We start from the raw sequence: 25,486 nt of genomic DNA, 5'->3' as shown, positions 1-25,486 counted from the left end.
TTTCACACCGGGTTTCCCGGGTACCCGCGGTCCTGGACAGGCACAGGGCCCGGCACCTTCCCCGTGACCGGCCCTGTCAGGAACGGACCAGGAGGGATCGATGAGCACCGTCAAGGACACCGTCGACGTGGACGTCCCGCTCCGCAGGGCGTACGACCAGTGGACGCAGTTCGAGGACTTCCCCCGCTTCATGGAGGGCGTCGACGAGGTCAGGCAGCTCGACGAGCGGCACAACCACTGGACCACCAGCATCGGCGGCGTGCGGCGCGAGTTCGACACGGAGATCGTCGACCAGCTCGTGGACGACCGGGTCACCTGGCGTACCGTCAGCGGCGACACACGGCAGCGCGGCTCGGTCCGGTTCGAGCCACTGGACGACACGCGCACCCGCGTGGAACTCACCATGGAGGTCGAGCCGACCGGCGTCGCCGAGAAGGGTGCCGACGCCCTCGGCCTGATCGGTCGGCGGGTCAAGGGTGACCTGGGCCGTTTCAAGGAGTACGTGGAGAGCGGCGGCACCACCGGTGGCTGGCGGGGACGTATCCGGCCGGAGAACCCGGCCACCGGCCACTGACAGCTCGCCACGCCCGTCCGGCCGCCCCGTCACGCCGAGCCGACCGGGCGGCCGGACGAGCGTGGTCATCCTGACGAAGCGTCCGGAAGCTTCAGCCACTCCTCCCAGGACAGGTCCCGGCCGATGAAACGCGGCCGTTCGAAGGGCCAGTCCGCGGCGATCCAGGCCGGTACGAACACGTCCAGCGCCCGTTCCAGCGCACCGCCCACCTCCTCGTCCACCACCCACCACGAGATCTCGGCGTCGGCTCCGGGCTTCTCCGGAGGATCGATGTAGACACAACCGCGCAGCGCGGTGCGGTCCTCGCTCTCGATCGTGTAGTTGAACGACTCGTGAGCCTCGATCTCCGCGGCGTGCCGCTCCAGATCGGCGAGGTTCGCCTCGTACGACATCGTGGCCGACGGCCAGCCCCACGCGGGTCCGAAGACCGACCACAGCCGCTCCCGCGAACCCATCACGGCCGGATAGTCCAAGGGGGCGTCCATGCCGCTGATGGGGCGCAGCCGGTGTCCCCCGCCGTCCGGTATCACGACGTGCGGAGGATGGACGAACTCAACGGGCAGCCAGGTCATGTTCGCGAGCCAACCACGCCGGGAGAGGACCGTGCAAAGCAATATGCGGGGCGCTGTCGGACCGCGCCACGGGCTCGCTGCGGATCCGTACTTCCGGCCGGCCGTCCGCCCTCGTGCCCCGGCCCGGGTCTCAGGGACCGCTGGGGAGTCGGCGCTTGTGGTCGGTCAGGCGATAGCGGTGAACGAGGGTGTCGAAGTCCCGCTGGTCCACGGTCTTGCCCTCGAGGAAGTCGTCGATGGCGTCGTAGGTGATGCCGAGTGCCTCCTCGTCGCTCTTCCCCGCGTCCAGGCTCTCCAGGTCGGCGGTGGGAGTCTTCCGTACCAGGCCGCTGGGGGCGCCCAGGGCCTCCGCGAGGGCGCGCACCCGCCGTTTGGTCAGACCGGCCAGCGGGACCAGATCGGCGGCGCCGTCACCGAACTTGGTGAAGAAGCCGGTGACCGCCTCGGCGGCCTGGTCGGTGCCGACGACCAGCCCGTCGTACGCGCCGGCCACCGCGTACTGGGCGATCATGCGCTGGCGCGCCTTGATGTTCCCGTGCACGAAATCCTGGTGGCGGACGTCGCGGAAGCCAACCCCGGCCGCGAGCGCGGCGTCGAGCGCGGCGTCGCAGGCGGGCTTGATGTCCACGGTCAGCACGTGGTCGGGCCGGATGAAGGAGAGCGCGAGCTGGGCGTCGTGTTCGTCGGCCTGGACCCCGTACGGCAGACGCATGGCATGGAACCGCGCCTCGTGTCCGGCAGCCCGCGACCGCTCCACCGCGAGCTGGCACAACCGGCCCGCGACGGTGGAGTCGACGCCGCCACTGATGCCGAGCACCAGGGCGCGCAGACCGGTGGACGTGAGCCGTTCGGTGAGGAAGGCCACCCGACGCTCGGTCTCCTGCTCGGCATCGAAAACCTTGTCGACGCCCAGTTGCCGGGCGATCTCCTGCTGCAGGGCGATGGACGCCGGCTCGCTCACGGCTGCTGCTCCCTTGCCTCGTCTGACGATGCTGCTGTCGGAGCACGGCTACCCGGGAGCCGCCCCGCGAATCGGTGAATCCCCGCGGGAAGGACGACGCTCGTCACCCCCGGCCCCGACGGCTCGGCCGAGCCCATCGGCGAGCGAGCCGCCACCGGTGTGCCGCGGGCAGCGTGGGACGGACGCGGGTGCGCAGGGCGAAGGCGGCGAGAGCGGTGGCCGTCATGGCGGTCAGCCAGGCCGTGCTGTGGAGCAGAGGGCTCAGCGTGGCGTTCCGGGTGAAGCCCGCGGCGAGGCTGGTCTGCAGGGAGCCGTAGCTCGGAAGCAGCTCGACCAGGGCCTTGTCGGCGGTGGTGCTGGCGACGGGATTCTGCGGCGCGAGGTCGATGATGCTGGTCATGATGATCGTGACCAGGCCCTCGACCTCGCCGCGCAGGAACAGGGCCAGACACATGCCCATGGCGCCGTAGACCAGACAGACCGCCAGGACCGCGAGGCCGAGAAGGAAGGGCTGCAGCGGGGTCCAGAACAGCAGCATCCAGGCGGTGGCGTAGGAGCTGACCAGCACCGCCGCAACGGCCAGCGTGGTCAGCTTCGCCCCGACGAGGGCGGTCCGGGGATAGCCGGCCGCCGTGAGGCGGCGGTCGAAGGCCTTGGTGCGGCGTGCGGCGCTGAACATCAGGAACCCGACGAGGAGGGACACGGCGTTCAGGGACCCGCTGATCATCGTGATCTCGTCGCCGCCGGCGCGCAGCCAGGTTCCGGTGGCGCGCAGCCGGAAGGGAAACGTCTTCGGCGTGGTGAGGGTCTTCGCGACGGTGATCCACATCGGGATGAAGACGATCAGCAGTACGGCGGCCAGCCGGTTCCTGGCCATGGCCAGCAGCGCGAAGCGGCAGGCGACCAGATAGGCGTTCACGTGGTGTCCGGCGGGGGTGAGGGGGAGAGGAGACCGTCGCGCAGCCGGTGCAGGACGTCCAGGCGTCCGGTGTCGTGGGCCAGGTGGGAGACGATGATCACGGTGCGGCCGTGGTCCTTCAGGACCCCGGCCAGATCCCAGAACCGCAGGTAGGTCTCCCAGTCGAAACCCTGGTACGGCTCGTCGAGCAGGACGACGTCCGGGTCGTGCATGAGGGCGAGCACCAGATTCAGTTTCTGCGAGGTGCCGCCGCTGAGGGCTCTCACCGGTGTGTCCAGATAACCGCCCGCGGAGAGGGAGTCGATGAGCCGGAGCGCGCGGCCCGGATCCGGCAGACGGTAGGCGACCTGGAAGAGGCGCAGATGCTGGCGCACGGTCAGTTCCTCGTCCAGGACGGGGCGCTGCGGGCAGTAGCCCCGGGTGCCCATCAGTTCGACGTGTCCGTCGTCCGGGCGCAGGTCACCGCTGAGGATGCGCAGCAGGGTGGTCTTCCCGGCGCCGTTCTCGCCGACGATGCCCACCAGTTGTCCCGCCCGCGCCTCGAAGCCGACCCCGCGCAGGACCTGCCGGGACCCGAAACTCTTGCGGACCGCGGTGACCCGCAGCACCACCGCCGGCCGCTGCCTCATGTCCGGCCCCGCGCGGCCGAGGCCGCGCCCCGGCCCCGGAGGGGCGCCGCGCCCCGGCCCGGTTCTGCGGACAGCGGGCTCGTTCTGGCCACCAGGGCTCCTTGAAGGCGGTGATAGGTACGGGTTTCGATCAGCCAACGACGCGCAGGCCCGTCGAGACACGTCAGGCACCCTTCCGGCGGAGGGGAGGGGACCGCGGTGGAGAGCGGGCAGGCCGACTCCGAGGGCCCTCGTACCGTTCGCCGCCCCGGTTCGTTCGCCCTGGTTCTCTGCCCCGCGGTGCCGTCGGCCCACTCGCGCGAGCGCGCTTCCGCTCCGTGTCCCGGCATCTGCCGGGCCGGCAGGCAGTCGTGGGGCTCCCACGGCATCCGCGCGTGGCCCTCGTCGACGCCAGAGCCTGACCGCGCCCCCGCACGGTGGCCTTTCCACCGCTCTGACCAGGTAATGCGCACACGGTGGGTGATGCCGCTCCATCTCGGGGAAAAAGATGCCCAGCCGACAGGAGGGTGTTGTGGAGGGTGGAGACGTGGAACTGGGCAAGCTGCTCGCCGCGGCGGAGACGGCGCCGCCCGGCGAGTCCGTCGACGTAGTGGCGCACGATCTGCGGAAGCGGTTCGGCGCGCAGGACGTGTCGTTCCTGTTCGCCGACCTCGTCGGCCGGCGGCTGGTACGGCTCACCGCGGCCGGCGGTGGCGCGGCGGAGTGCGACGAGCCGATCGACCTGCAGGGCAGCACCTACGACCGCGTCCTGCGCAGCCAGCGCCAGCATGTGGAACCGGACGGCGAGGGAGGACGGCGTGTCATCACGCCGGTCTCCAACCGGGGCGATTGCGTCGGCGTGCTGGAGGTGACCCTGCAGTCCGCCGACGACACGGTGCTGCGGCAGGTCCGCGACGCGGCACGTGCGCTGGCCTACATCATCGTCACGGACCGCCGCTTCACCGACCTCTACCACCTGGGCCGGCGCACCACCGAGACCAGCCTGGCCGCGGAGATCCAGCACCAGCTGCTTCCCTCGGCCCCCTGCTGCGAGGCGGAGCAGTTCACCCTCGCCGCCGGGCTGGTACCGGCCGACGACATCGGCGGCGACACCTACGACTACACCCTCGACCGCGACACCCTGCACCTGTCCGTCACCGACGCCATGGGGCACGACACCGATTCTGCCCTGCTGGCCACCCTGCTGGTCGGCGCACTGAGGCAGTCCCGCCGCAGCGGCTGCAACGCCCTCGCGCAGGCGAACCGCGCCCATCAGGCCCTGCTGCGCCACAGCCGGGGCCTCGCCACCGGACAGCTGCTCTGCGTCGATCTGGCAACCGGCGTCTGTGAACTGGTCAACGCTGGCCATCCCCGGCCCCTGCGCATGCGCGACGGCAGCGTCGAAGAGGTCGAACTCGCCGTCAACCTGCCCTTCGGCGTGTTGGCGCCGACTCCCTACCGGCTCCAGGAACTGCGACTGCGGCCCGGGGACCGGCTGGTGCTGCTCACCGACGGAATGCAGGAGCGCGGTGCCGCCGCCGTCGACCTGGCCGGGCTCGTCCACGACACCCGCGCGCTGCATCCGAGGGAGGCTGTCGGACGGCTGACCACCGCGGTGCTGGATGCCTGCCACGGCCACCTCAGGGACGACGCCACGGTCCTGATCCTGGACTGGCACGGAAGACGGCGCAGACCGGCGGAGCCGTGACCGCGCGACCATGACAGCCGCTGCCCGGGCAGGTTCCGGACACCGAGTCGTCCGGCCGCGACAACCGGCCCTCGCGCGGCGGACCGCCCGGTGACGGGCGGAGGGACCACCGCAGCAACAGCGTCTCCGGCCACCGGTACTCCGACGGCCCCGGAGCACGGACCCGTGAGATGAACGCCTTCGCGTGGAGTGCCGTTCCCGGCAGCCACCCCTGATGCACCCACCGCTCGCCGTGTGACTCCTGAGCGGCCGCGGCCGTATGGTCGGAGTCTGGCTTTGAGGAGGGCTTCCGATGCGCAAGGTGACCTACTCGATGGGTATGTCGCTCGACGGCTACATCGTCGGACCGGACGGCGGCTTCGACTGGACGGCGCCCGACCCGGATGTCTTCCGCTTCTGGATCGACGAGATCAGGCAGGTCGGCGTCCACCTGCTGGGGCGACGGCTGTACGAGACGATGCTGTACTGGGAGACCGCGGACCGGGAGGCGTCGCTCGACGACGCGGAACGCGAGTGGGCGGCGCTGTGGAATCCGCTGCCCAAGGTGGTGTTCTCCAGCACGCTGTCTGCGGTGCAGGGCCGTGCCCGCCTGGCCACGGGCGGACTGGCGGAGGAGATCGAGCGGTTGCGGACCGAGCCGGGCGAGGGCGAGATCGCGATCGGCGGCGCCACCCTCGCCGCCCAGGCGGCTGCTTCGGGTCTGATCGACGAGTACCGGGCCGTCGTCCACCCGGTGCTGGTCGGCGGCGGCATCCCGTTCTTCCCCCGTGGCGAGCGCCGCGAGAATCTCGAACTCGCCGGGACCCGCACCTTCGGATCAGGGGTCGTCCACCTCCACTACCGCGTGGTGCGCTAGGCGTACCGCCCTGTGAGGCCGGATCGACGCACGGGACAGGCAGGTGCGAGGGACCGGGGCCGCACCGGACGGCGCACCCACCGGGGCGCAGCCAGGGGCACCTCGCTCAGGCGCGCGCCGGCCGGCGGGGACCGGACACGTGTCCCGTCACCGTCCGCTCCGCCGGCTGTGGGGCTCGAGGAGTTGGTCGACGGGCGCGTAGTCGTCGGTGAGCAGCGGGGCGTCGCCGATCCAGGACGTGAGGTCGTCTCCGGTGGCGACCTTCCAGCCGGTCTGCCGGGCATCCAGCGCTTCCTGGACGGCGCGAAGGTCGACCGTCCGGTCGGAGGCGACCACCACCAGGTTGCCCCCGTCGGGGGCCGCTGTCCGCTCGAGACCGAGATCGACCGGTTCGCCGAGGACGACGACGTGGTCGAAGACCTCCCCGAGCGTGGCCGCTTCGGCACGCGCGAAGGCCAGATCTCCGTGATCGATGAGGTTGGCGACGTACAGGCCCTCCTTGTCGAGTACCCGCCGTACATCGGTCAGCGCTTCCACCGTCGTGAGATGCCAGGGAACGCTGACGCCCCCGAACGCGTCGCCGACGACGAGATCACGGCTGCCGGTGTCCAGTCGCCGCAGGCCCAGCCTGCCGTCCTCGGCACGTACGTCTATACCGGAAGGCGCCCCCGGGCCGAGTGTGCCGAGATCGAGACGCACGACCCCGCTGTCGATCTCCGACACCAGGCTGCGCGTCCCGGGCCGGGTGGCCGCGAGATAGCGGGGGAAGGTGAGCCCGCCGCCGCCGAGGTGGTGGGCGGCGAGTGGTTCGCCCTCGGGGAAGACGGCGTCCACCACCGACGCGAGGACGCGCACGTACGTGAACTCCAGATGGGTCGGATCGTCGGTGTCGACGTAGGAATGCCGCACCCCGTCCAGCACCAGGGTGCGGCCGCCGTCCCGGCCGGGGTCGGCGACGACCCGCGCGCAGTGGTACCTGGTCTCCGTGTCGCAGCCACCGGGCGCGACGGTGGTGGCGAGGCCGCCGGCAACCACCACCAGTGCCAGGGCGGGGGTGCCGCTCCACCCACGCGTACGCCACTCCACCAGCGCCGAACCTGCCACCAGCAGCGTGCCCAGACCGATCAGGATGCTGCTGACCGACAGCCGTGACACGAGGACGAAACCCGTGAAGACGGTGCCGAAGATGGCTCCGACGGTGCCGACGCCGGACAGTCTGCCGACGACCGTTCCCGTCTCGGCGAGGCTGGTGAGACGCAGCTTGGTCACGATCGGTGTCACCGCGGACAGCAGCGCGCCCGGCACCAGGATCGTCGACGCCGCGATCAGCAGGAGCATGGCCGGCGCCCACTCCGCGGTGGTGCGGAGCACGGCGGGGGTCAGCGCGACGACCGCTCCCGACAGCCCCAGGGAGGGACCCAGCAGCCGGGACGGATCGACCTGGTCCGCGACGCGACCGCCCAGCCAGGAACCGAGGGCGATCGCCGTGAGCGCGATACTGATCACCATGGTGCTGGTCTCGAGGGTGAGGCCGAGATACGGAGCCAGCAGCCGCAGAGCGACGATCTCGACCACCAGGACCGCGGCCGAGGACCCGAACACGAGCAGGGCGGCGGCACGGGAACCCAGGCCGTGGCCACGGGGCACGCCCTCGGCGACAGACGGGGAAGACGGTCCGGTCACGGGCGTCATCCTCCCATACCGGACGGGAGCATCCGCCTCGCAGTTCGCGGTGGGGCCGGGCACGCGCGGAGTGACGTCGCGTCATGTACCCAGAAGTCACCGTGAGTTCGCTGGTACCGACCCCTCACTTGTGCCGGCGGCGCTGCCCGATGACGAAGGCGAGGACGAGCCGGGAGATGGCCGGCGAGGTACCGGGTTCCAGGCGCAGCACCCATTCAGGCAGGCGGCTGACGCTCCGGGCCCGTAGCACGCCCCGGTCGTCCCTGAACTCGAAGGCACCCCACTTGATACCGGCGAAAGGCTGGATGGAGCCCACCGGTGTCCCGTCGAAAGCAAGCACAGTGCAGGCGCCGGGCGAGTCCGCGCCGGTGCTGCGGATGATGTGCCCGGACATACCGGAGGGGTCCCGGACCACGAGCTCCGGCGCGGATTTCCCGGCGCGGCGCTGCTCGACCCGGAACATGGGCTGTCCTGCGGGGTCGCGGACCTCCCAGTACGCCGTCTTCACCCCGGGCGTGGCGGGCGCGGGCCAGGGGAGCGTGACCACCGACGCGCAGCGCCGGCCCTCCAGCGTGCGCGCGCCCTTGCCCGTGACGATCAGCAGATCCCCGGGGGCGCCGGGCTCCGCGAGGAGCCGGCGGGCGCGTCTTCCTACCCGGACCTGCTGTACGGTCAGGACACCGAACGAGGCCAGCCAGAACAGCGACAGGGAAACGGGCACAGCGGCAGCCCCGAGGCCGGGACGGTACGGACCCAGCGGGCCGACGCGCACCTCGACGGCGTGTCCCGCGTCGCTGCGGCGGAGGCCGTAGATGCCGCCGGAACCGGTGTCGCCGTCGGCGGTCCGCCATGTCCCCGAGCACTTGAGCGGGCTGCGGCCGCCCCCGTGATGGCACTCGGCGACCTGAGCGGTGGCCCGCTCTCCGGCCAGGAAGGTGTAGGCCAGCACTGTGGGCCAGAAGAGTCCGCCCATCAGTGCCAGGGGTATCACGGCACGGAGCCACCAAAATCTCATGGTGCAGCAAACCACAGTGGCCGACCGGGTCGGCGCGCGGCCTTGAGTCCCTGCCCAGCCCGCCCGCAGAAGCCGGACGTACGTCTCTCCGCCGAGGGCCCGGCCGGAACGCCGGCCCCACTGCGGCTCGCGGAGGAGTGATGAGCGGTGGGCACGGGCGAGGGATGTCCGCCTGGTGCCCCGGCAGCGGCTGAGAGCACCCCTCATTTTGTCTAGACCTATTGCTCTGCCCCGGCTCCGCGGGCTACGTTTCCGGCAGTTCGGAAGTCCTCGACGTTTCCTTCAACTCCCTTGACTTGCAAGGCTGGAAGGGGCATGTCCGCATGCAGGACCGGAGTCTGTCCAGACGAACCGTTCTCGCCTCCGCGACCGTGGTCGCCGCGAGCGCAACAGGCGCTGTGGATGCGGCGGCCACCCCCGCGAGGGTGCACCGGCGCGATGGACGCCTCAGGAGAATCATCTCAAGGATGAGCATCGAGGCGAAGATCGGCCAGCTGTTCGTGCCGTACTTCTACGGCTCGTCGGCGACTTCTCCCAGCCAGTTCGACCAGGACCGCAACCTCAGGGAACTCGGCGTACGCACCGTGGCCGAACTCATCGCCAAGTACCACCTCGGCGGTGTCATCTACTTCCACGGCTGGACCAACAACATCCATGACCCCCGTCAGGTGGCGGATCTGACGAACGGTGTGCAGAGGGCCTCGCTCGCCCTGCCCACCCCCATCCCGTCCCTGATCTCCATCGACCAGGAGCACGGGGTCAACGTCCGTATCGGCAGCGGCGTCACCCAGCTGCCGGGCGCGATGGCGCTCGGCGCGGGCCGCTCACTTTCCGACGCGCGCACCGCCGGCCGCATATCGGGCACCGAACTGGCCGCCCTGGGCATCCACCAGAACTTCGCCCCGGTCGCCGACGTCAACGTCAATCCGGCCAACCCGATCATCAACATCCGCTCCTTCGGCGCCGACGCCCGTGAGGTCAGCGGCATGGTGGCGGCCCAGGTGACCGGTTATCAGCAGGCCGGCGTCGTGGCCTGCGCCAAGCACTTCCCCGGACACGGGGACACCGCGCAGGACAGCCACACCGGACTGCCCGTGATCACCCACACCCGCGAGGAGTGGGACCGCATCGACGCCCCGCCCTTCAGGGCCGCCATCGCCGCCGGTGTCGACTCGATCATGACCGCGCACCTGCAGGTCCCCGCGCTCGACCCCAGCAACGAACCGGCCACCCTGTCGCCCACCATCCTCCAGGGCGTACTGCGTGACGAACTCGGCTTCGACGGCGTGATCGTCACCGACGCCCTCAACATGGCCGGCGTGCGCACCAAGTACGGCGACGACCGCGTCCCCGTCCTCGCCCTCAAGGCCGGCGCCGACCAACTGCTGTTCCCGCCGGACATCGGCGTCGCCTACCACGGCGTCCTGGCCGCCGTCCGCAGCGGAGAGATCAGGGAGGACCGGCTCGACGCGTCGGTCCTGCGCGTTCTGAGGGTCAAGGAGAAGGCCGGTCTGCTGAGCGGCAGTCCCTACGTCTCTCCGCGGGAGGTGGACCGGGTCGTCGGCTCCCGCGGTCACCGGCGCGCCGCCGCCCGGATCGCCGAGCGCACCACCACCCTGCTGGCCAACAGGAAGAGGACGCTCCCGCTGCGCCGCGGACAGAGGAAGCTGCTCGTGGTCGGCGCCAGCCCCGCCTTCCCGACCGACGACACCCGCACCACGGTGCCCGAGCTGGCCCGCGCCTTCGGCGAACTGGGCTACCGCGCCACCCACCTCGCCACCGGCCGGGCACCCGACGCGGCGAAGATCGACGAGGCCGTGGCCGCGGCACGGGGGCGGGACGCGGTGGTGGTCACCACCGAGAACGTCGACGCCACCAGCGCTCAACGCACCCTGGTCTCCCGGCTGCTCGCGACCGGCGTTCCCGTCGTCCACCTCGCGGTGCGCAACCCCTACGACATCGCCCACCTCGGCGGCGTCCCGGCCTCCCTGGCCTCCTACTGCTGGACCGAGGTCGAACTGCGCGCCGCCGCCCGGGTGATCGCCGGCCGGGTCGACCCGCGCGGCAGACTGCCCGTACCCGTCCCGCGGGCCGACGACCCGGCCAGGACCCTCTTCCGCTCCGGGCACGGCCTGTCGTACGACGACTGACTCCCGCGCCCCCGGCGCCCGGACCTCGGCCACACCGGGCCGAGGTCCGCGGTCTCCGCCTCACCGGCCGCCCTGCCGCGGACCGCGACAGGGCGGGGCGTGTCACTGCCGGCGGATCGGAACCGGGACGCCGAGTTCCGTACGCACTTCGGCATATATCCTCCGGGGTCCCCTCATGCATGATGACGGGATGCATCACAGTGACCAGCGCTTCCACGTCATCGTGCTGTCGAACTTCGCGAGAGGCTTCGACAAGTACGCGTTCACCTACGGTAAGGAGGGGATTCCGGAGAGCACCCACCCCGACCGGTTCCACCTGCTGACCCGAGCGGAGCTGGGAATCGGCATCCGTAAGGCGCGACGTCTGCTGGACCGCCTGGCCATTCCGGGCGACCGGCTGCTGGTGCTGGAAACCGCGGTGGATCCCGGCACGCTCGTCCCCAACGTGTCGACCGGCCTCGGCATGGAGCTGCACGAGCCTCGCATCCGGTTGTCGGCCATCCACGAGTGCGACACCGCGGGCGACGAGTTCACTCTGCGCCCGACAACCGTCGAGGACGCGATGGCGGCTTCCCTGAACCTGCACGGATCGGCGCGGCGCCGCTACCCGGACCTGCGACCGCGCTCGGTGTCGGTTCTGCCGGTCGCCGCCGCCTGTCAGGCCCGGTGTTCGTTCTGCTTCTCCTCGGCTTCGATCTCCAGCGACCAGACACCTGCACGGGTTCCGTGGGACATGGTCGGCCACTGGCTGGAGCGGGCCCGTGCGGCGGGTGCCGAGCGCGCGGTGATCACCGGCGGCGGGGAGCCCACGCTCATACCGTTCGAACAGCAGCTGCGGCTGGTGTCGGCCTGTTCGGAGGCCTTCCCGAAGGTAGTCCTGATCACCAACGCGCACACCCTGGCGAAAGGCCGGCACGCTGACCGGGCCGGCCGGCTGGCCGCCCTGAGCGCCGCGGGCCTGAGCGTGCTGGCCGTCTCCCGCCACCATCACGACGACGCCGTCAGTGACCGCCTGATGATGCTGAGCACGCCGGTGAGCTCCGTGATCGACACCTGGCGCAAGGGCCACGACCGCTGGCCGGGGCTTCGGACGAGGCTGATCTGCGTGCTCCAGCACGGCGGCGTGGCCGACGAGGCCGGCGTCGCCGACTACCTCTCGTGGGCCGCTGCTCTCGGCGTCGAGGAAGTCTGCTTCAAGGAGCTCTACGTCTCCACCAGCACCGAGTCGCTCTACTTCGACCGCACTGCCAACCTCTGGAGCCGAGAGCACCAGGTGTCGCTGTCCGTCGTCACCCGGTTCGCCGAGCAGCACGGCTTCGCACTGGCGAGCCGCCTGCCCTGGGGCGCGCCGGTCTACCAGGGCGGCTGGGACGGCCGGCCGATGCGGATCGCGGCGTACACCGAACCCAGCCTCCTCTGGGAACGCACCAACGGGATCGCCCGCAGCTGGAACGTCATGGCCGACGGACGCTGCTACGCCTCCCTGGAGGACACGGCCAGCGAGATCGTGCCGGAAGGCGCCACGGCATGAGGCATCACGAGTTCCAGCAATTCCGGCAGCGCCGGCTCGGTGCCGGATCGATTCTGGATGCCGCCGAGACCAATGTGTACCGGGCGCTCGCCCCGATGCGACCCGAACCGCCGACTGACATGAGTACGGTGCACCGGTGCGATCTCGCCCGTGCCTGGCTGCGGCGTTTCGCGCTCCCGGAGGAGTGGTCCGGCCGCGCCATGGTCGGTCGAGGGGTCCGGCACGGGCTCGGTGTGGTCTTCCACGGGCTGAGCGCCGCGCGGGCGCAGCTGTGGCTGCCCAGCGACGTGTACCCGGTCTACTTCGAACTGGCCCGCGCCGCGGGACTGGCGCCCGCGTCCTACCCCACGCTGCCGGCGCCGGCCCTGCCGGAGTCGCCGGCGGACGACCGACCCGAATACCTGTTGCTCGCCAACCCCAGCAAGCCGCTCGGCCGGTACCTGTCGGACGCCGAGTGCGACGCGGTGATCGCGTGGGTGCGGGAATCACCACGCCGCCGCCTGCTGATCGACAGTGTCTACGACCTGGGAGCCCCGTTCGCCGCCGGAACACGGCGACTGCTGGACACCGGTCGTGTGGTCCTGCTGCATTCGGTCACCAAGGGATGGCTGTGGCCGCGCACGTTCGGGGTGGTCCTGCTGGGTCCGGAGCACGCCGGATGGGCGGCGGCGTTCCGGGCGGATGCGCCGGCGCAGGCCGAACTCGGGCTCGCCGGCCGGCTGCTCACCGAGCACAGCGACGTGCCCCGGCAGATCGCCGACGAACTGGCCGCCCGAGCTGAGCGGTTGTTCGAGGCGTTGCCCGACGAGGTGCTCGGGGAGATTCCCGAGGCGAGCCGGACCTGTCCGGGCAACTACTTCTTCCCGGTCGGTATCCCGGCGAAGACGCTCCGGCGTGAGTACGGAGTGCTCGCCATGCCGGTCAGCGTGTTCGGGGAGAGCCGTTGGTCCGGCTCCGTCCTGACCAGTCTTGCCGACGCGTTCGGCTCGACTCCGGCGGTGACGCGGTGAAGCCGCTGGAGGACCTGGCCGTGTACGACGACGCGGACTTCTACGATCAGGAGTTCGCGGCGCGTACCCATGACATCCCGTTCTTCCTCGACCAAGCGGTCCGGGCGGGCGGGCCGGTCCTGGAAGTGGCCTGCGGAACCGGGCGCATCACCCTGCCGATCGCGCGGGCCGGTGTCGACGTCACCGGGCTCGACATCACGCCCTCGATGCTCGCGCGCGCCCGCCGGCGGGCCGAGGACGAGCGGCTGCCGGTCGAATGGCTGGAACAGGACTGCCGGGACATCCGCTCCGGCAGGCGCTTCGCCCTGGTGTTCTCGGCAACCAACGCCATGCAGCACCTGCACGACCTGGATTCCGTGGTCGCGTTCCTCGCCTCGGCGCGCAAGGTGCTGGAGCCGGGCGGGACCCTGATCCTGGACGTGTTCAACCCCGACATGGCGAAGCTGTGCAGGCTTCCGGAGTCGCCCTACCACCACAAGTCGGTCGTGGACCGGGACGGGGTGAGGTTCGACGTACGCGCGACGACCGGCTACGACGCCGCCGCACAGGTGCTGCGCTTCACGCTGGACTACCTGCGCGACGGCGTGTGCGTACGCACCAAGAAGGTCAGCATGCGCTGCTTCTTTCCCGAGGAGTTGGTGGCGCTCTGCCGGCTGGCCGGTCTCGACGTCGCGCAGCGGTACGGGGACTACGACCGCTCCCGGTTCACGAGCACCTCGCCGAAGCAGCTCCTGTTCTGCCGCCCCTGAACGGCCGACGGCCGGATCGGCGATCCGCCGCCGGTGCCGGCGACGCCCCGAGAACTTCGGTGCGTCCGTTGTCGGCCACGGTGACCAGGACGTTTCCCGACACGGTGGCCACTCGGTCGGCCGGGCCGGGAAACGCGTGCAACGGCCGCTGTGCGGATCGGGCCGACGGGAGCGCACCCTGGGCGGCCACCGCCGGCCGGCGGAGGGTGTCGTGCCCACCCGCCGTACGCCGGCGCGGATCCGACGGTCAGGCGACCCGCCGCTCGTCCTGCTGCGGCTCCTCCTCGTCCGGCAGGTGGACGTCGTCCACGGCGATGTTCACCTCGACGACCTCCAGCCCGGTCATCCGTTCCACGGCTTCGATGACGTTGGCCCGCACATCCCCCGCCGTGTCGGTGATCGATGCGCCGTATTCGACCACGACCTGCAGTTCGACAGCCGCCTGGCGCTCCCCGACCTCCACACTCACACCCTGTGTGACACTGCCGCTCTGGCCGGGCATGCGCTCACGCATCGCGCCGAACGCGCGGGCCGTCCCGCCGCCGAGGTTGTGGATCTCTGGAATCTCCCGGGCGGCCATGCCGGCGATCTTCGCTACGACGGCGTCGGCCACGGTGGTGTTCCCACGCCTGCCCGGAGGGGTGTCCGGGCCCCTGCTTCCCTGGAGTGTCGTCCCCTTCTCGCCGTGAGACTTCGGCTTCGAGTAGGGACGGTTCGAGGTCTCGGTCATGTCGGTCACCTCGTGATCATCGGTGCGTGTTCGCTGCGTGGTGTTCCCACTCCACACTAGTTCCCGGTGACAAAGGGGACTAATGCTGATGTAAGGGATGTGTAGAGGCTGGGCTGTCCCGACTCCGGGAGAGGGACCGGCCCTCGTGCGCCCGCACCGACCGGTCAGCCCGCATAGTCACCTGAGGCACCCGAGTCGCCGGTATCGCCTGTCTCCTGAGTCTGGACGCCGGCACCCGGCTCTCCCTCGCTGTGATGCACCTGGCAGTCGCTGCGGTACTGATCCCGGGGCTGGGCGGCGGATCCCTCGGGCCGGGAGCCGTATCCGGTGGTGTGTGAAGGACGAAGGGGGTCGGCCGGCCCGTCGAGAAACCCCGTTGCGAGCGCCCCTCATCGGATGTGTGACTGGTCGGCCACGACAAGGGAGGGAACATGAGGGCATCGCTGACTGCCCCCTCGTTGCACACCGCTCGTCTTCGACTGCGTTCCTTCAACGGCGCGGATGCGGACGACCTCTTCGCACTGCAGAGCAGCGGCCACATCCTGCGTTACTGGGACGCGCCACCGTGGAGCGAACGCTCGCGCGCCGAGAAGTTCATCGCTACGTGCCGGCAGATGGAACAGGAGGGCACCGGGGTACGACTGGCCGTGGACCGTGTCTCCGACGGGGCCTTCATCGGCTGGTGCACCCTGTGCGACTGGAATCCCGACTTCCGCAGCGCGTCGCTCGGCTACTGCTACGACGATGCGGCGTGGGGCCGGGGCTACGCGACCGAGGCCGCGCGTGCTCTGCTGGGGTGGTCGTTCGACACGCTGGAACTGAATCGGGTCCAGGCCGAGGCCGATACGCGCAACGCGGCTTCTGCCCGTGTGCTGGAGAAGCTCGGCTTCGTGCGCGAGGGGACGTTGCGGGAGGACTGCGTGGTCAACGGCGACGTCTCCGACTCGTGGGTCTACGGGCTGCTCAGGCGGGAGTGGCAGCCGTCGGCCGATCCGGCTCCCACCCGCTGAGTCCCGTCGTCCGGCACCCGGTGTCTTCACCGGCGACCTTACCGGCCCCGAGTCGCTGACCCAGGCCGCGCAGGTGAGTGCCATCGCTGACGCCCTGGGACGCCGGACCGCGTTCGCGGGCCGGCATCCTCGGCACGGCGCCGCGTTCGGGGACGGTTCGTGACCTTGTCGACCGCTACCTGTCGAAGACCTCGCGTCCGGGCCCTGAGGCGCCGTTCGGGCCACCCGAGCCGGCCCTTCAGGTGATCACCGGGCAGCGCACGAGCCGGTCGGCTGCCGCAGGGGTACGACGCCTCGGCGCAAGGCCAGACCGAAACGCGTGAAGGGCATGAGGATGTACGCAGCAGTCCGCCGTACGAAGGCGTCACCGATCCGGCCGAGGCCGCCCGTCCCGTGAACGGGGGATCGGTGCCGCTCCTGCGCCAGGTCCACCTCCGTACGCGACGCCCTCGCGTCACTGCCTCCCGGCCCTGCGGGGGTGATGGCAGGCGAGGTGGTGGCTTCCGCGTGACGGCGCCCGGGCCGGCGATGTGAAAGGAACTCCACGAGTCCTGACGGCCCGGACCGGATCGACCGTGAGCAAGCCGTGGACGGTCGTATGCGGGGGCCGCTCCCTCGCCGGTCCGGGCGCATGATCGGATCGGTTCGCAGCGATCGGGTACGGCTGGGGTGCCTGCTGCCAGGGTTGGAGCCAGAAGGGAGACCTCATGATCTCGGCACTCAACCGGCTGGTCGATCTCGTCGAGGAGTATCTCGCGGAGGAACTCGATGTCGACGGGCTGGCCAGGAAACTCGGCACCACCGGGTACCACCTGCGACGGATGTTCTCGTCATTGGCCGGTATACCGCTGTCGGAGTACGTGCGCCGGCGCCGCATGACCGTGGCCGCCGCCGACGTCGTCCGGGGCGAGCGGGATCTGCTGGACATCGCCGTCCGGCACGGATACGGCTCGAGCGAGGCGTTCGCGCGGGCGTTCCGCGCCGTCCACGGCTCCGGCCCCGGTGACGTCCGCCGTGATGGAGGCCCCTTGCGCACACAACCGCAGCTCAGGTTTCGCCTGACCGTCGAAGGGACTCTCCCCATGGACACCCGCCTCATCGACCGCCCCGCATTCCGGCTGGTCGGACACGCCGCCCGCGTTCCGCTGATCCACGAGGGCGTCAATCCGCACATCCAGCAGCACATCGCCGCGCTGCCCCAGGAGGAACACCTGCGGCTGAAGGCCCTCAGCGACACCGAACCGAAGGGGCTGCTGCAGGTCAGCGACGATCTCGATCCCGACGCCACGGAAGGCAGCGAACTGACCTACCTGCACGGAGTCGCCCTCGGCCGGGACACACCGGCCCCCGACGGGCTCGACGCCATCGAGGTGCCGGCCGGAATGTGGGCGGTCTTCCGTACCAGCGGACCGCATCCGCAGGCCCTGCAGACCGCCTGGGCGGCGACCGCGACCGAGTGGTTCCCCTCCAACCCGTGGCGACTGCGGCCGGGCCCTTCGGTCGTCGCCGTCCTGGAGCGCGCGGACGACTTCAGCACCGCCACATGCGAGCTGTGGCTTCCCGTCGAACCCGCGTGACGCGCCGGCGGGGTCGCACGCCGTTTTGAACGCCTGGGCTGTGGTGCCTCCGTCCTGAGCCGGCCGGTGGCACCACAGCACCCGGCAACGCACCCACTGGGCGGGCTCGCACACCCGGAGGCGATCGCCGCGCGGGTGCGGAGCCTGTCGCGCTGGTGTGCAACGCCGGGCCCCGGCTCGGTGACCGGCCCGAGCGCCTTCTCCTTCGCCCCGACCGAACCGGGCTGACCGGCGACGTCACCGATGCGCGGACGCGCTAGCCGGTGACCGCGTCGTGCGGCTCGCCGCCGTCGGCCGGGGATTCGGCGGCTGATTCCCGGTGGGCGCGGAAACGGCGCAGGTAGGACCGTGCCATCGGACCCGGCGGGACGCCCCGGGCGAAGGCGCGCATGTTGCGCTCACCCGTGTTGTAACCGAGGGCGAGGAGTTCGTCGCGGGTGTACCGGCGTACGTGCCGCTCGGGGAGGCTCCGGTCGAGGTCCGCCAGGTGCAGGGCAGCCGTGCGCACGGCGAAGGCGGGGTCGTCGCGCAGGTCCTGCCATCTCCCCGGCAGGCCGTGCGTCCGCCGGACCCGCTCGAACGTCGCGCGGTGCATGTTGGCCAGGCCGAAGGACGCCCCGGGTTTCCACCACTGCCACAGCCGCTCCAGCAGGGGATGGTGCGGCTTGTACGCCTCGTTGTGGAGCACGGTCATCACGAGCAGGGGGGAGACTCCGGCCTCCCGGGCAGTGCGCGTCACGACGGCCGCGTAGTCGGCCGGCGCATACTCGCCGGGACGCAGCGGCGGCGTCCGCGCGTCCGCGCGGCCCCCTGTGGGAGTCTCCCGCTTCGCCCCCGGCACCGACTGTTCGGCCATGCCGATCACCTTTCCTCCGTCCTTCCCCGCTCCGGGTGCACGTGCCCCCGCGATCACGCGCCAATCCGCCGACGATGGCCGGCGACTCGGTGTCCGCCGTCAAGGCGAGGGTCCGGGCGTCGAGTTCGCAGACCGCATGCCACGGTTCACTCCTGGAAGGCGGCAGGGGCTCGTCGTTCGTGAGGCGGGCTTCCGCCGCAGCGGGGACGGGGGGATGCCGAGACCGGACATGGCAGGGCCGGATGCACCCCGCACGGCCTCGTTCCGCCGTGGCCGGCGGTCCGCTTCCATGTGGTACCCGTGCCGGACCCCACGTCGCGCAGCGCGCTCGGCCACTCCCCGTGCCTATCGTGGTCGGGGAGTGGCCGGGTGCCCGGCCCCTTCCGCCGCCCGGTCGGCGGCCGACGCACTGAGCCGGACCGGCTCGCCCGGCCACGATCGCCCTGCCAGATCTGGAGTCGCCCATGACCACCGCCCGGGACCTCACGATCATCGCCGCCGGCCCGGAGACCCACCCCGCCGTGGAGCAGGGGGACCTCTCGCTCGCTCTGGCGGGAGCCGAACTGATCGACCTCATCGACTCCCGGACCGTCACCCTCGAGGGTGACCGGCTCGTGCCCGGCGCGACGCCGGAACCCGACGATCCCGTGCTGCGGGAAGCCGCATCCGCGCTCCTGCGGCAGACGCCGTACGAGACCGTGGAGGAGTGGCTGTGGCGCCGCGGACGCGACCTTGCCGCGCGCTACAGGGCCCTGCTCGAAGCGGAGGGGCTGGTGGCGCCCGCCCGCCCTCACCGTCTCCCGTTCCGCAGGGCTCGCCCGGCGTCGCCGGACGCCCCGGCGCTGAGGAGGGCGGCCGAGCGCTGGAGCACCGGCGAACCCGTCCTGCTCGGACTGGCGGCCGCGGTGGGTGTCACCGACCACGCGGACCACACCCCACCCACCGGCCTGACCGACGACCAAGGGGTCGTGGTGGGCACCGTCTACGACGCCGTCACTCAACTGGCCGCCGCACGGCAGCGCAGCTCCATCGAGCAGGCGGCCTTCGACAACATCTGGCGGGGTGAGTGACGCGAGGAGCAGTGGGCCGGGCAACGACGCCGACGCCGGAGACGGCTCACGGGCGGCTCGCCCGAGCACCTGTTGCCGGTCCCGCCGGGCAGTGGTGGGATGGATGTGCTTCCGCGTCGCACCGCGGGAGGAGGTGACCGCCCGGCGATGAGAGCCCGTCCTCACTCGGCCGCCCTTCCGGACGGCAGCAGCTGTGCAATGCAGAGGCCCGCCGCCGTACCAGGTCCCGGAGACCCCCATGAACACCTATCGAGTCGCCCAGGTCGCCACCGCGAACGGTCCCTTCGAACTCGCTGAGCGTGACACACCCCGCCCAGGACCCGGTCACGTACGGCTGGACGTCGAAGCCTGCGGCATCTGCCACAGCGACGACCTGTTCGTGAGCGCCGGCGTGCCCGGCATACGGTTCCCGCTGGTTCCGGGACACGAGGTCGCCGGACGCATCGCCGAACTCGGCGAGGGATCCGACAGCGGCGGGTGGAACGTGGGGGACCGGGTGACAGTCGGCTGGTTCGGAGGCAGTTGCCGTCACTGCGTTCCGTGCAGGCAGGGTGACTTCATCGTCTGCGACAACCTCAAGATTCCCGGCTGGGCCTACGACGGCGGTTTCGCCGAGACCATGGTCGCGCCGGCCGACGCCCTGGCCCGGATCCCCGACGCACTGTCGGCGGCCGACGCGGGACCGATGGCCTGCGCCGGCGTCACCACCTACAACGGTCTGCGCCGCAGCCCTGCCCTCCCTGGCGATCTGGTGGCCGTCCTCGGCCTCGGCGGCCTCGGCCACCTGGGTGTGCAGTGCGCGGCTGCCATGGGCTTCGAGACGGTGGCCATCGCTCGCGGAACCGACAAGAGCGACTTCGCCAGGCAACTGGGGGCCCACCACTACATCGACAGCACGTCCGGTACCCCGGTCGCCGAATCCCTCCAGTCCCTGGGAGGCGCCAGGGTCGTGCTCGCCACCGCCGGCAACGCCGACGCGATCGCGGCCACGGCCGACGGCCTGAGGCACAGGGGCGAGTTGGTGGTCATCGGAGCGTCGCCCGACCCCATGGGCATCAGCCCTCTCCAGCTGATCCTCCGCGGCAGGACAGTGCGCGGCCACCCGTCCGGTACCGCGCAGGACGTGCGGGAGACCATGGAGTTCAGCGTGCTGCACGGCATCCGGCCGATCGTGGAGGCCGTTCCGCTGAGCGAGGCCGACGCGGCCTACCGGAAGATGCTCTCCGGCGCCGCACGCTTCCGCATGGTCCTCACCACAGGCTGACCGGACCCGGCGGACCGCTGGACGGCCCGGCTGAGGAACACGTCGTGCCGGCCGGCAGGCAACGCGCGGTGTGCGGAGACGCCCCGGCCCCTGTCCGGCCTGTCCGCCCGATCCGGTGTGGAGCCGTCAACTACCGGACGCCTGGCGGAAATCGGCCGCGGGCGTCAGCCGCTCGGGCAGGTGATCGGCGAGGTGGTCGATGAGCGCGCTGACACGCCGCGGGATATGCCTGCCGTCCTCCAGCAGGGCGTAGATGTCCGCGGGCGGCGTGGGCACGTGCGGCAGCACCCGGACGAGTTCACCACGCTCGAGATGGGGTCGGACGTGCCAGTACGAGCGCATGATGATGCCGTGGCCTTCCAGCGCCCAACCGGTCACCACATCACCGTCGTTGCTCGACAAGGCGCCGTGCACCCGTACGTGCCGGGGATGGTCCGTGTCTCCGAACCGCCAGAGGGCGTAGTCGCTCTCCTTCTCGCGCAGCACGATGCAGTTGTGGTCGGCCAGGTCTTCGATGCTGGCCGGGGTGGTGTGTGCGGCGAGGTAGGACGGTGCCGCGCAGGGCAGGCGCCGGTTCCCGGCCAGCCGCCGCATGCGCAGAGAGGAATCGGGAGGGGTGCCGACATGGACGGCGACATCGAATTCCCGCCGGTGCGGCCGCAGGGGGAGCGCGGATGTCTGCATTCTGACGTGCAGTCCCGGATGGGCCGCGGCGAACGTCCCCAGCAGCGGCGCTATGTGGGCGCGGCCGAGTCCGGGGGTGGCCTCGACGACGACGGGGCCGCGCAGTCCGCCGGAACCGTCGGTGACGGTGTCCTCGAGTTCGTGCACCTGATCGAGGATCGCCTGTACGCGCGCGGCGTAGAGCCGGCCTTCGGAGGTGAGGGTCAGCCGTCGGGCGCCGCGCTGCACGAGCCGGACGTCGAGACGGCGCTCGAGCGCGCTGAGGCGCTTACTGACGACCGGCAGGGAGCAACCGAGTTCCCGCGACGCGGCCGTCAGGGTCTCGCTCGACGCGACCACGTCGAAGAACTGCAGGTCGTCCACGAGTGAACGATTCCTGTCCTGTCGCCGGCCGGAGCGCCAAGGGCCTTCCACGGCAGAAAGCCTACCTTGCCGCTCACGGTCGTATACGGCGCGTCGTGGCCGGCCACGGTGGGTGGACGCGGCGGCACGTTGCACGGAGCGTCTCGCCGTCCGTGAGTGGTGGATCCTGCCGGGATCGCCACCCGGTGTCGTTCCCGTCGAAGTTCGTCGGCGACGTCCTCTCCTTCATGTCCGCCCACCGCATGAGCATCCCGTGAACGGCTCCGGCGGGTCAGGGGAGAGCGGGGCCCCGGGTCACCATGCGCCGACGACCGGCGCGTCGGCTTCGTGCCGCGACCACGCCGCGTTCAGGCGTACCAGCCGGTCCGCGGCGGCGATGCCGCACAGGGACGCGATCCTCCCGTCGCTGACCTCAAAGCACACGGCGCCCACGACGCGGTCGTCGACCACGGCGAGGACCGCCGGGGAGCCGTTGACCAGCGCGATGTGGAACACGGGGGTGCCTCCGGCCAGCCGCAGCTTCGCCGGCGTGGGCTTGAAGCCGGCCCGCACGAAGGAGGCGACTCGCTCGGCTGTCCGGTACCGCAGGAGCCGCTTGCCCAGCCCGGCGCCGTCCGAGACCGCCGTCACGTCGTCGGTGAGCAGTGCCACCAGGCGTTCGGTATGACCCGACGCGGCGGCGGCGAGGAACTCCTCGACGACGCGGCGGGCGGACGCGGGATCGGTCCTGCCGCCACGGGTGCGGTCGGCGGTGACCCGGACCCTGGCCCGGTGGGCATGCTGCTGACTCGCGGACTCGGTGATGTCGAGGATCCCGGCGATCTCGGCGTGACTGTAGGAGAAGGCCTCGCGCAGGACGTAGACGGCCCTCTCGACCGGCGAGAGACGTTCCAGGAGGACCAGGAGGGCCAGGGAGACCGATTCGCGCCGCTCGAAGGTCTCGGCAGGGCCGAGCATCGGGTCGCCCTCGAGGAGCGGCTCGGGCAGCCAGGCGCCGGCCGTCCGCTCGTGGCGCATCTGCGCCGAGCGGAGCCGGTCGAGGCAGATGTTGGTGACGACCTTGGTCAGCCATGCCTCCGGCACCTCGACCCGTTCCCGGTCCGCGGTCTGCCAGCGCAGGAACGTGTCCTGAACGGCGTCCTCGGCGTCTGCGGCTGATCCCAGCAGACGGTACGCCAGCGAGGCCAGCCGGCCCCGGCTGGCCTCGAACCGGTCGATGGCTGCGCCGTCCATGAGCGGCAGCCTAGGCGACGGCCCTCACACCGGCCCGTCCAGGAGTTGGGGCGAGGCGGCGCCTGCGCTTCGGCATGCCGAAGGTGGGGTGGGCGATGCCCCATCCGGCCCCCGTGAGCACTCCCGACTTGAGGTGCGCGGCGGCCCGGCCGCCGAGGTACCAGGACTTCGACCGGGCGTCGCGGTCCACCATCTGGAAGATCGCGTCCCGTCGTCCGAGGCTGATGTGGTTGCCGTAGTACTTCAGCCCGGTGGACGGGACCTCGCTGCCCGTCAGGCGCGCGATGATGGCCGCGGTCGCCTGCATGTTGGTGAAGCCGGCCGAGGCGCACGACATCGGCAGCGGGCGGCCGTTCCCGCCCGTCGCGTAGGCGCAGTCACCCGCGGCATAGACGTCCGGGTGCGACACCGAGCGCATCGAGTGGTCGACGACGATCTGGCCCGTGTCGGCGACCGTCAGACCACTGGCGGCCGCGACGGGGTGTACGGCGAACCCGGCCGACCACACCGTCACGTCGGCCGGGACGGTGTGGCCGTCCGCGGCGATCGCCCGGTTCGTCTCGACGGCTCGGATACCGGTGTGTTCGTGGACGGTGATGCCGAGCCGGTCGAAGGCCCGGCGCAGATGACGTCGGGCCTTCGGGGAGAGCCGGCCTCCCAGTTCGCCGCGGGCGGCGAGGGCGACCGAGAGGTCGGGCCGGGACTCGGCGAACTCGGTGGCGGTCTCGATGCCGGTCAGCCCTTCCCCGACGACCAGCACGGTGCCACCCGCGCCCAGACCGGCCAGCCGCTCACGCAGACGCAGCGCCGAGGACCAGCCGGTCACATCGAAGGCGAACTCGGCGACGCCTGGAACGTCATGGTGGGCGACGGAACTGCCGAGGGTGTAGAGGAGAGTGTCGTACGCCAGCTCGTCGTCGCCCGTTGCTCCGGTCACGGCGACGGTCCCGCGCTCGGGATCGATTCCGGTGACACGCGCCAGACGCAGCCGCACCCCGGTGCCCGCGAACACGTCGGCGAGCCTTCGCGAGGTGAGGTCCCGGCCGGCCGCGAGCTGGTGGAGCCGCATCCGTTCGACGAAGTCGGGCACGGCGTTGACGACGGTGATCTCTGTGTCGGCGGGGGAGAGCCGGCGGGCCAGGTTTCCGGCGGCGAAGGCCCCGGCGTATCCCGCGCCGAGTACGACGATGCGGTGCTTCATCACGTTGCTCCTGTCTCGTTCGCGTGCGCCTTGAACGAGACGGCGCCCCGGTTCCTGACAGGGGCGCCCTGTGACGCCGGTCACATTGCGCGAGGAAGGCTCTGTGGCATCCGGTGTCACCGGTCCGGCCCCGGTCGCGGGAGCCGGCCGCAGCCACTGCGCGCCTCGATGTCCGAACCCGAAGGGGTGAACTGCGATGCTCCGCGCCGGAAGGCCGGTTCCACGACCCGGCACCACCCCGATCGACGCCGTCCGAGCCTGCGTCGCCGACGCGCGGTGGCTGCGTCTCGTACGAGTGCCTGTCCACGCGGTCGGCAGCGGCCCCTCCGGCCGCCTCCCTGCCCGCCGGCCACGCCGATTCCGCCGACTCGGGCGATGACATTTCCCCGGAGCGAGAGTCTGCTTCTCGAACGCAGGCGCACGGACGCCCGCCTTCCCGGCCTGGGTGCCATGCAGAGCGCGACCGTGACAGGAGATCCTCGAATGACCGACCCGGAACTGACAGCAGACCGCAGGCGCCGAACGGGGGCCTGGCCCTCGATCCACGCCGAGCGGGCTGCGCTCGCAGCCGACCTCAGGGGCCTGACGGACGAGCAGTGGGCCACGCCGTCGTTGTGCACCGGTCTCTCCGTGCGTGAGGTAGTGGCTCATCTCACCGCGGGGGCGAGCCTCGACGCCGGGCGCTGGCTGGCGGGGGTGATGCGTTGCCGGTTCGACTTCGACAAGCAGGTGGCCATGAGGCTGGCCGAGCAGCTGGGCGCCACTCCGTCCGAGACGCTCGACCGGTTCCGGCGCATCGTCCGGAGCACGACCAAGCCTCCCCTGCCCGCCGTGGCCATGCTGGGCGAGACGATCGTGCACGGAGAGGACGTCCGGCGCCCGCTGGGCATCCGTCACGATCCTCCGATCGAGGTCGTGACAGAGGTGGCCGAGTACTACCGGGGCTCGGACCTCGTGGTCGTGGCCAAGGGCCGCATCCGGGGGTTGAGACTCGTCGCGGAGGACGGCCCCTTCACCACCGGTTCAGGGCCGCTGGTGTCCGGACCCACCCTGGCCCTCGTGATGGCCATGACCGGGCGCTCGGTGTACTGCGACGACCTGCGGGGCGACGGTGTGGAGCTCCTGCACGAACGCAGCGGCACGGTGTGACACGAAGCCGGCC

Annotated in this window: 24 protein-coding genes; 13 read left to right on the top strand and 11 right to left on the bottom strand. The window is 71.2% G+C overall.

Going from position 1 to position 25,486, the window contains the following annotated elements:
• The first annotated feature begins 100 nt into the window (after positions 1-100).
• On the top strand, positions 101-574 hold the full coding sequence (locus tag HTV45_RS00395) for an SRPBCC family protein (RefSeq protein WP_215203510.1): 474 nt from the start codon (positions 101-103) through the stop codon (positions 572-574).
• A 65-nt stretch (positions 575-639) separates the two neighbouring features.
• On the opposite strand, the gene HTV45_RS00390 is transcribed toward HTV45_RS00395, so the two are convergent.
• The 4 genes from HTV45_RS00390 to HTV45_RS00375 all read right to left on the bottom strand — a co-directional run bounded on the left by HTV45_RS00390 (position 640) and on the right by HTV45_RS00375 (position 3,655).
• On the bottom strand, positions 640-1,146 hold the full coding sequence (locus tag HTV45_RS00390; protein WP_215203509.1) for an N-acetyltransferase: 507 nt from the start codon (positions 1,144-1,146) through the stop codon (positions 640-642).
• A 130-nt stretch (positions 1,147-1,276) separates the two neighbouring features.
• The gene (gene nadE, locus HTV45_RS00385; protein ID WP_308308920.1) at positions 1,277-2,107 is read right to left on the bottom strand and encodes an ammonia-dependent NAD(+) synthetase; all 831 of its coding nucleotides are present in this window, start codon (positions 2,105-2,107) and stop codon (positions 1,277-1,279) included.
• A 103-nt stretch (positions 2,108-2,210) separates the two neighbouring features.
• Positions 2,211-3,026, bottom strand: a complete 816-nt coding sequence (locus HTV45_RS00380) for a hypothetical protein (protein ID WP_308308919.1) — start codon at positions 3,024-3,026, stop codon at positions 2,211-2,213.
• Positions 3,023-3,655, bottom strand: coding sequence for an ABC transporter ATP-binding protein (locus HTV45_RS00375; RefSeq protein ID WP_215203508.1), 633 nt, complete (start codon positions 3,653-3,655; stop codon positions 3,023-3,025). The genes HTV45_RS00380 and HTV45_RS00375 overlap by 4 nt, the downstream gene beginning before the upstream one ends.
• 511 nt (positions 3,656-4,166) lie before the next feature.
• Here HTV45_RS00375 and HTV45_RS00370 point away from each other — a divergent pair.
• Positions 4,167-5,342: a PP2C family protein-serine/threonine phosphatase gene (locus tag HTV45_RS00370; RefSeq protein ID WP_215203507.1), complete on the top strand. Its 1,176-nt coding sequence runs from the start codon at positions 4,167-4,169 to the stop codon at positions 5,340-5,342.
• Positions 5,343-5,634: 292 nt separating this feature from the next.
• Positions 5,635-6,198 (top strand): dihydrofolate reductase family protein, encoded by a 564-nt coding sequence (locus HTV45_RS00365; RefSeq protein WP_215203506.1) that lies wholly within the window; start codon positions 5,635-5,637, stop codon positions 6,196-6,198.
• Positions 6,199-6,345: 147 nt separating this feature from the next.
• On the opposite strand, the gene HTV45_RS00360 is transcribed toward HTV45_RS00365, so the two are convergent.
• A complete protein-coding gene (locus tag HTV45_RS00360) occupies positions 6,346-7,890 on the bottom strand; it encodes a fused MFS/spermidine synthase (protein ID WP_215203505.1) in 1,545 nt (514 codons plus the stop codon).
• 115 nt (positions 7,891-8,005) lie between these two features.
• The gene (locus tag HTV45_RS00355) at positions 8,006-8,872 is read right to left on the bottom strand and encodes a hypothetical protein (protein WP_215203504.1); all 867 of its coding nucleotides are present in this window, start codon (positions 8,870-8,872) and stop codon (positions 8,006-8,008) included.
• A 347-nt stretch (positions 8,873-9,219) separates the two neighbouring features.
• On the opposite strand from HTV45_RS00355, the gene HTV45_RS00350 reads away from it, so the two are divergent.
• The 4 genes from HTV45_RS00350 to HTV45_RS00335 all read left to right on the top strand — a co-directional run bounded on the left by HTV45_RS00350 (position 9,220) and on the right by HTV45_RS00335 (position 14,336).
• Positions 9,220-11,046, top strand: coding sequence for a glycoside hydrolase family 3 protein (locus HTV45_RS00350; protein ID WP_215203503.1), 1,827 nt, complete (start codon positions 9,220-9,222; stop codon positions 11,044-11,046).
• A gap of 190 nt (positions 11,047-11,236) precedes the next feature.
• Positions 11,237-12,577, top strand: a complete 1,341-nt coding sequence (locus HTV45_RS00345) for a radical SAM protein (protein WP_251690855.1) — start codon at positions 11,237-11,239, stop codon at positions 12,575-12,577.
• Complete coding sequence (locus HTV45_RS00340; RefSeq protein ID WP_215203501.1) at positions 12,574-13,587, top strand: aminotransferase class I/II-fold pyridoxal phosphate-dependent enzyme; 1,014 nt, start codon at positions 12,574-12,576, stop codon at positions 13,585-13,587. Before HTV45_RS00345 ends, HTV45_RS00340 begins: the two co-directional genes overlap by 4 nt.
• Complete coding sequence (locus HTV45_RS00335; protein WP_215203500.1) at positions 13,584-14,336, top strand: bifunctional 2-polyprenyl-6-hydroxyphenol methylase/3-demethylubiquinol 3-O-methyltransferase UbiG; 753 nt, start codon at positions 13,584-13,586, stop codon at positions 14,334-14,336. Before HTV45_RS00340 ends, HTV45_RS00335 begins: the two co-directional genes overlap by 4 nt.
• Before the next feature lie 247 nt (positions 14,337-14,583).
• Here HTV45_RS00335 and HTV45_RS00330 read toward each other — a convergent pair whose 3' ends face one another.
• A complete protein-coding gene (locus tag HTV45_RS00330) occupies positions 14,584-15,066 on the bottom strand; it encodes an Asp23/Gls24 family envelope stress response protein (RefSeq protein WP_215203499.1) in 483 nt (160 codons plus the stop codon).
• Between the two features lie 203 nt (positions 15,067-15,269).
• Here HTV45_RS00330 and HTV45_RS35135 point away from each other — a divergent pair, with 203 nt between their 5' ends.
• The 3 genes from HTV45_RS35135 to HTV45_RS00320 all read left to right on the top strand — a co-directional run bounded on the left by HTV45_RS35135 (position 15,270) and on the right by HTV45_RS00320 (position 17,653).
• On the top strand, positions 15,270-15,404 hold the full coding sequence (locus tag HTV45_RS35135; protein WP_368860764.1) for a DUF6069 family protein: 135 nt from the start codon (positions 15,270-15,272) through the stop codon (positions 15,402-15,404).
• A 93-nt stretch (positions 15,405-15,497) separates the two neighbouring features.
• Positions 15,498-16,076, top strand: coding sequence for a GNAT family N-acetyltransferase (locus HTV45_RS00325; RefSeq protein WP_215203498.1), 579 nt, complete (start codon positions 15,498-15,500; stop codon positions 16,074-16,076).
• A 707-nt stretch (positions 16,077-16,783) separates the two neighbouring features.
• A complete protein-coding gene (locus tag HTV45_RS00320) occupies positions 16,784-17,653 on the top strand; it encodes a GyrI-like domain-containing protein (RefSeq protein WP_215203497.1) in 870 nt (289 codons plus the stop codon).
• Positions 17,654-17,909: 256 nt separating this feature from the next.
• Here HTV45_RS00320 and HTV45_RS00315 read toward each other — a convergent pair whose 3' ends face one another.
• Positions 17,910-18,509 carry a lytic transglycosylase domain-containing protein gene (locus HTV45_RS00315; RefSeq protein WP_215203496.1) on the bottom strand — a complete coding sequence of 200 codons (600 nt, stop codon included), beginning with the start codon at positions 18,507-18,509 and terminating at the stop codon, positions 17,910-17,912.
• A gap of 464 nt (positions 18,510-18,973) precedes the next feature.
• Between HTV45_RS00315 and HTV45_RS00310 the strand changes: the two genes are divergently transcribed.
• Together HTV45_RS00310 and HTV45_RS00305 are read left to right on the top strand one after the other, a co-directional pair.
• Complete coding sequence (locus tag HTV45_RS00310; RefSeq protein WP_215203495.1) at positions 18,974-19,579, top strand: GPP34 family phosphoprotein; 606 nt, start codon at positions 18,974-18,976, stop codon at positions 19,577-19,579.
• Between the two features lie 238 nt (positions 19,580-19,817).
• Positions 19,818-20,843 (top strand): alcohol dehydrogenase catalytic domain-containing protein, encoded by a 1,026-nt coding sequence (locus HTV45_RS00305; protein WP_215203494.1) that lies wholly within the window; start codon positions 19,818-19,820, stop codon positions 20,841-20,843.
• Positions 20,844-20,969: 126 nt separating this feature from the next.
• On the opposite strand, the gene HTV45_RS00300 is transcribed toward HTV45_RS00305, so the two are convergent.
• The 3 genes from HTV45_RS00300 to HTV45_RS00290 form a co-directional block, all read right to left on the bottom strand.
• Positions 20,970-21,890, bottom strand: coding sequence for a LysR family transcriptional regulator (locus HTV45_RS00300; protein ID WP_308308916.1), 921 nt, complete (start codon positions 21,888-21,890; stop codon positions 20,970-20,972).
• A gap of 294 nt (positions 21,891-22,184) precedes the next feature.
• Complete coding sequence (locus HTV45_RS00295; RefSeq protein ID WP_215203492.1) at positions 22,185-23,123, bottom strand: sigma-70 family RNA polymerase sigma factor; 939 nt, start codon at positions 23,121-23,123, stop codon at positions 22,185-22,187.
• A 10-nt stretch (positions 23,124-23,133) separates the two neighbouring features.
• Positions 23,134-24,324, bottom strand: coding sequence for an NAD(P)/FAD-dependent oxidoreductase (locus tag HTV45_RS00290; RefSeq protein WP_215203491.1), 1,191 nt, complete (start codon positions 24,322-24,324; stop codon positions 23,134-23,136).
• A 483-nt stretch (positions 24,325-24,807) separates the two neighbouring features.
• Here HTV45_RS00290 and HTV45_RS00285 point away from each other — a divergent pair, with 483 nt between their 5' ends.
• Positions 24,808-25,473, top strand: coding sequence for a maleylpyruvate isomerase family mycothiol-dependent enzyme (locus tag HTV45_RS00285; RefSeq protein WP_215203490.1), 666 nt, complete (start codon positions 24,808-24,810; stop codon positions 25,471-25,473).
• Positions 25,474-25,486 lie beyond the last annotated feature (13 nt).

The organism is Streptomyces sp. CHD11, assembly GCF_018638295.1.
In the GTDB taxonomy this organism is placed as follows: domain Bacteria; phylum Actinomycetota; class Actinomycetes; order Streptomycetales; family Streptomycetaceae; genus Streptomyces.
The sequence above is the reverse complement of the archived record's forward strand: the minus strand, read 5'-3'. Positions and strand labels throughout refer to the sequence as shown.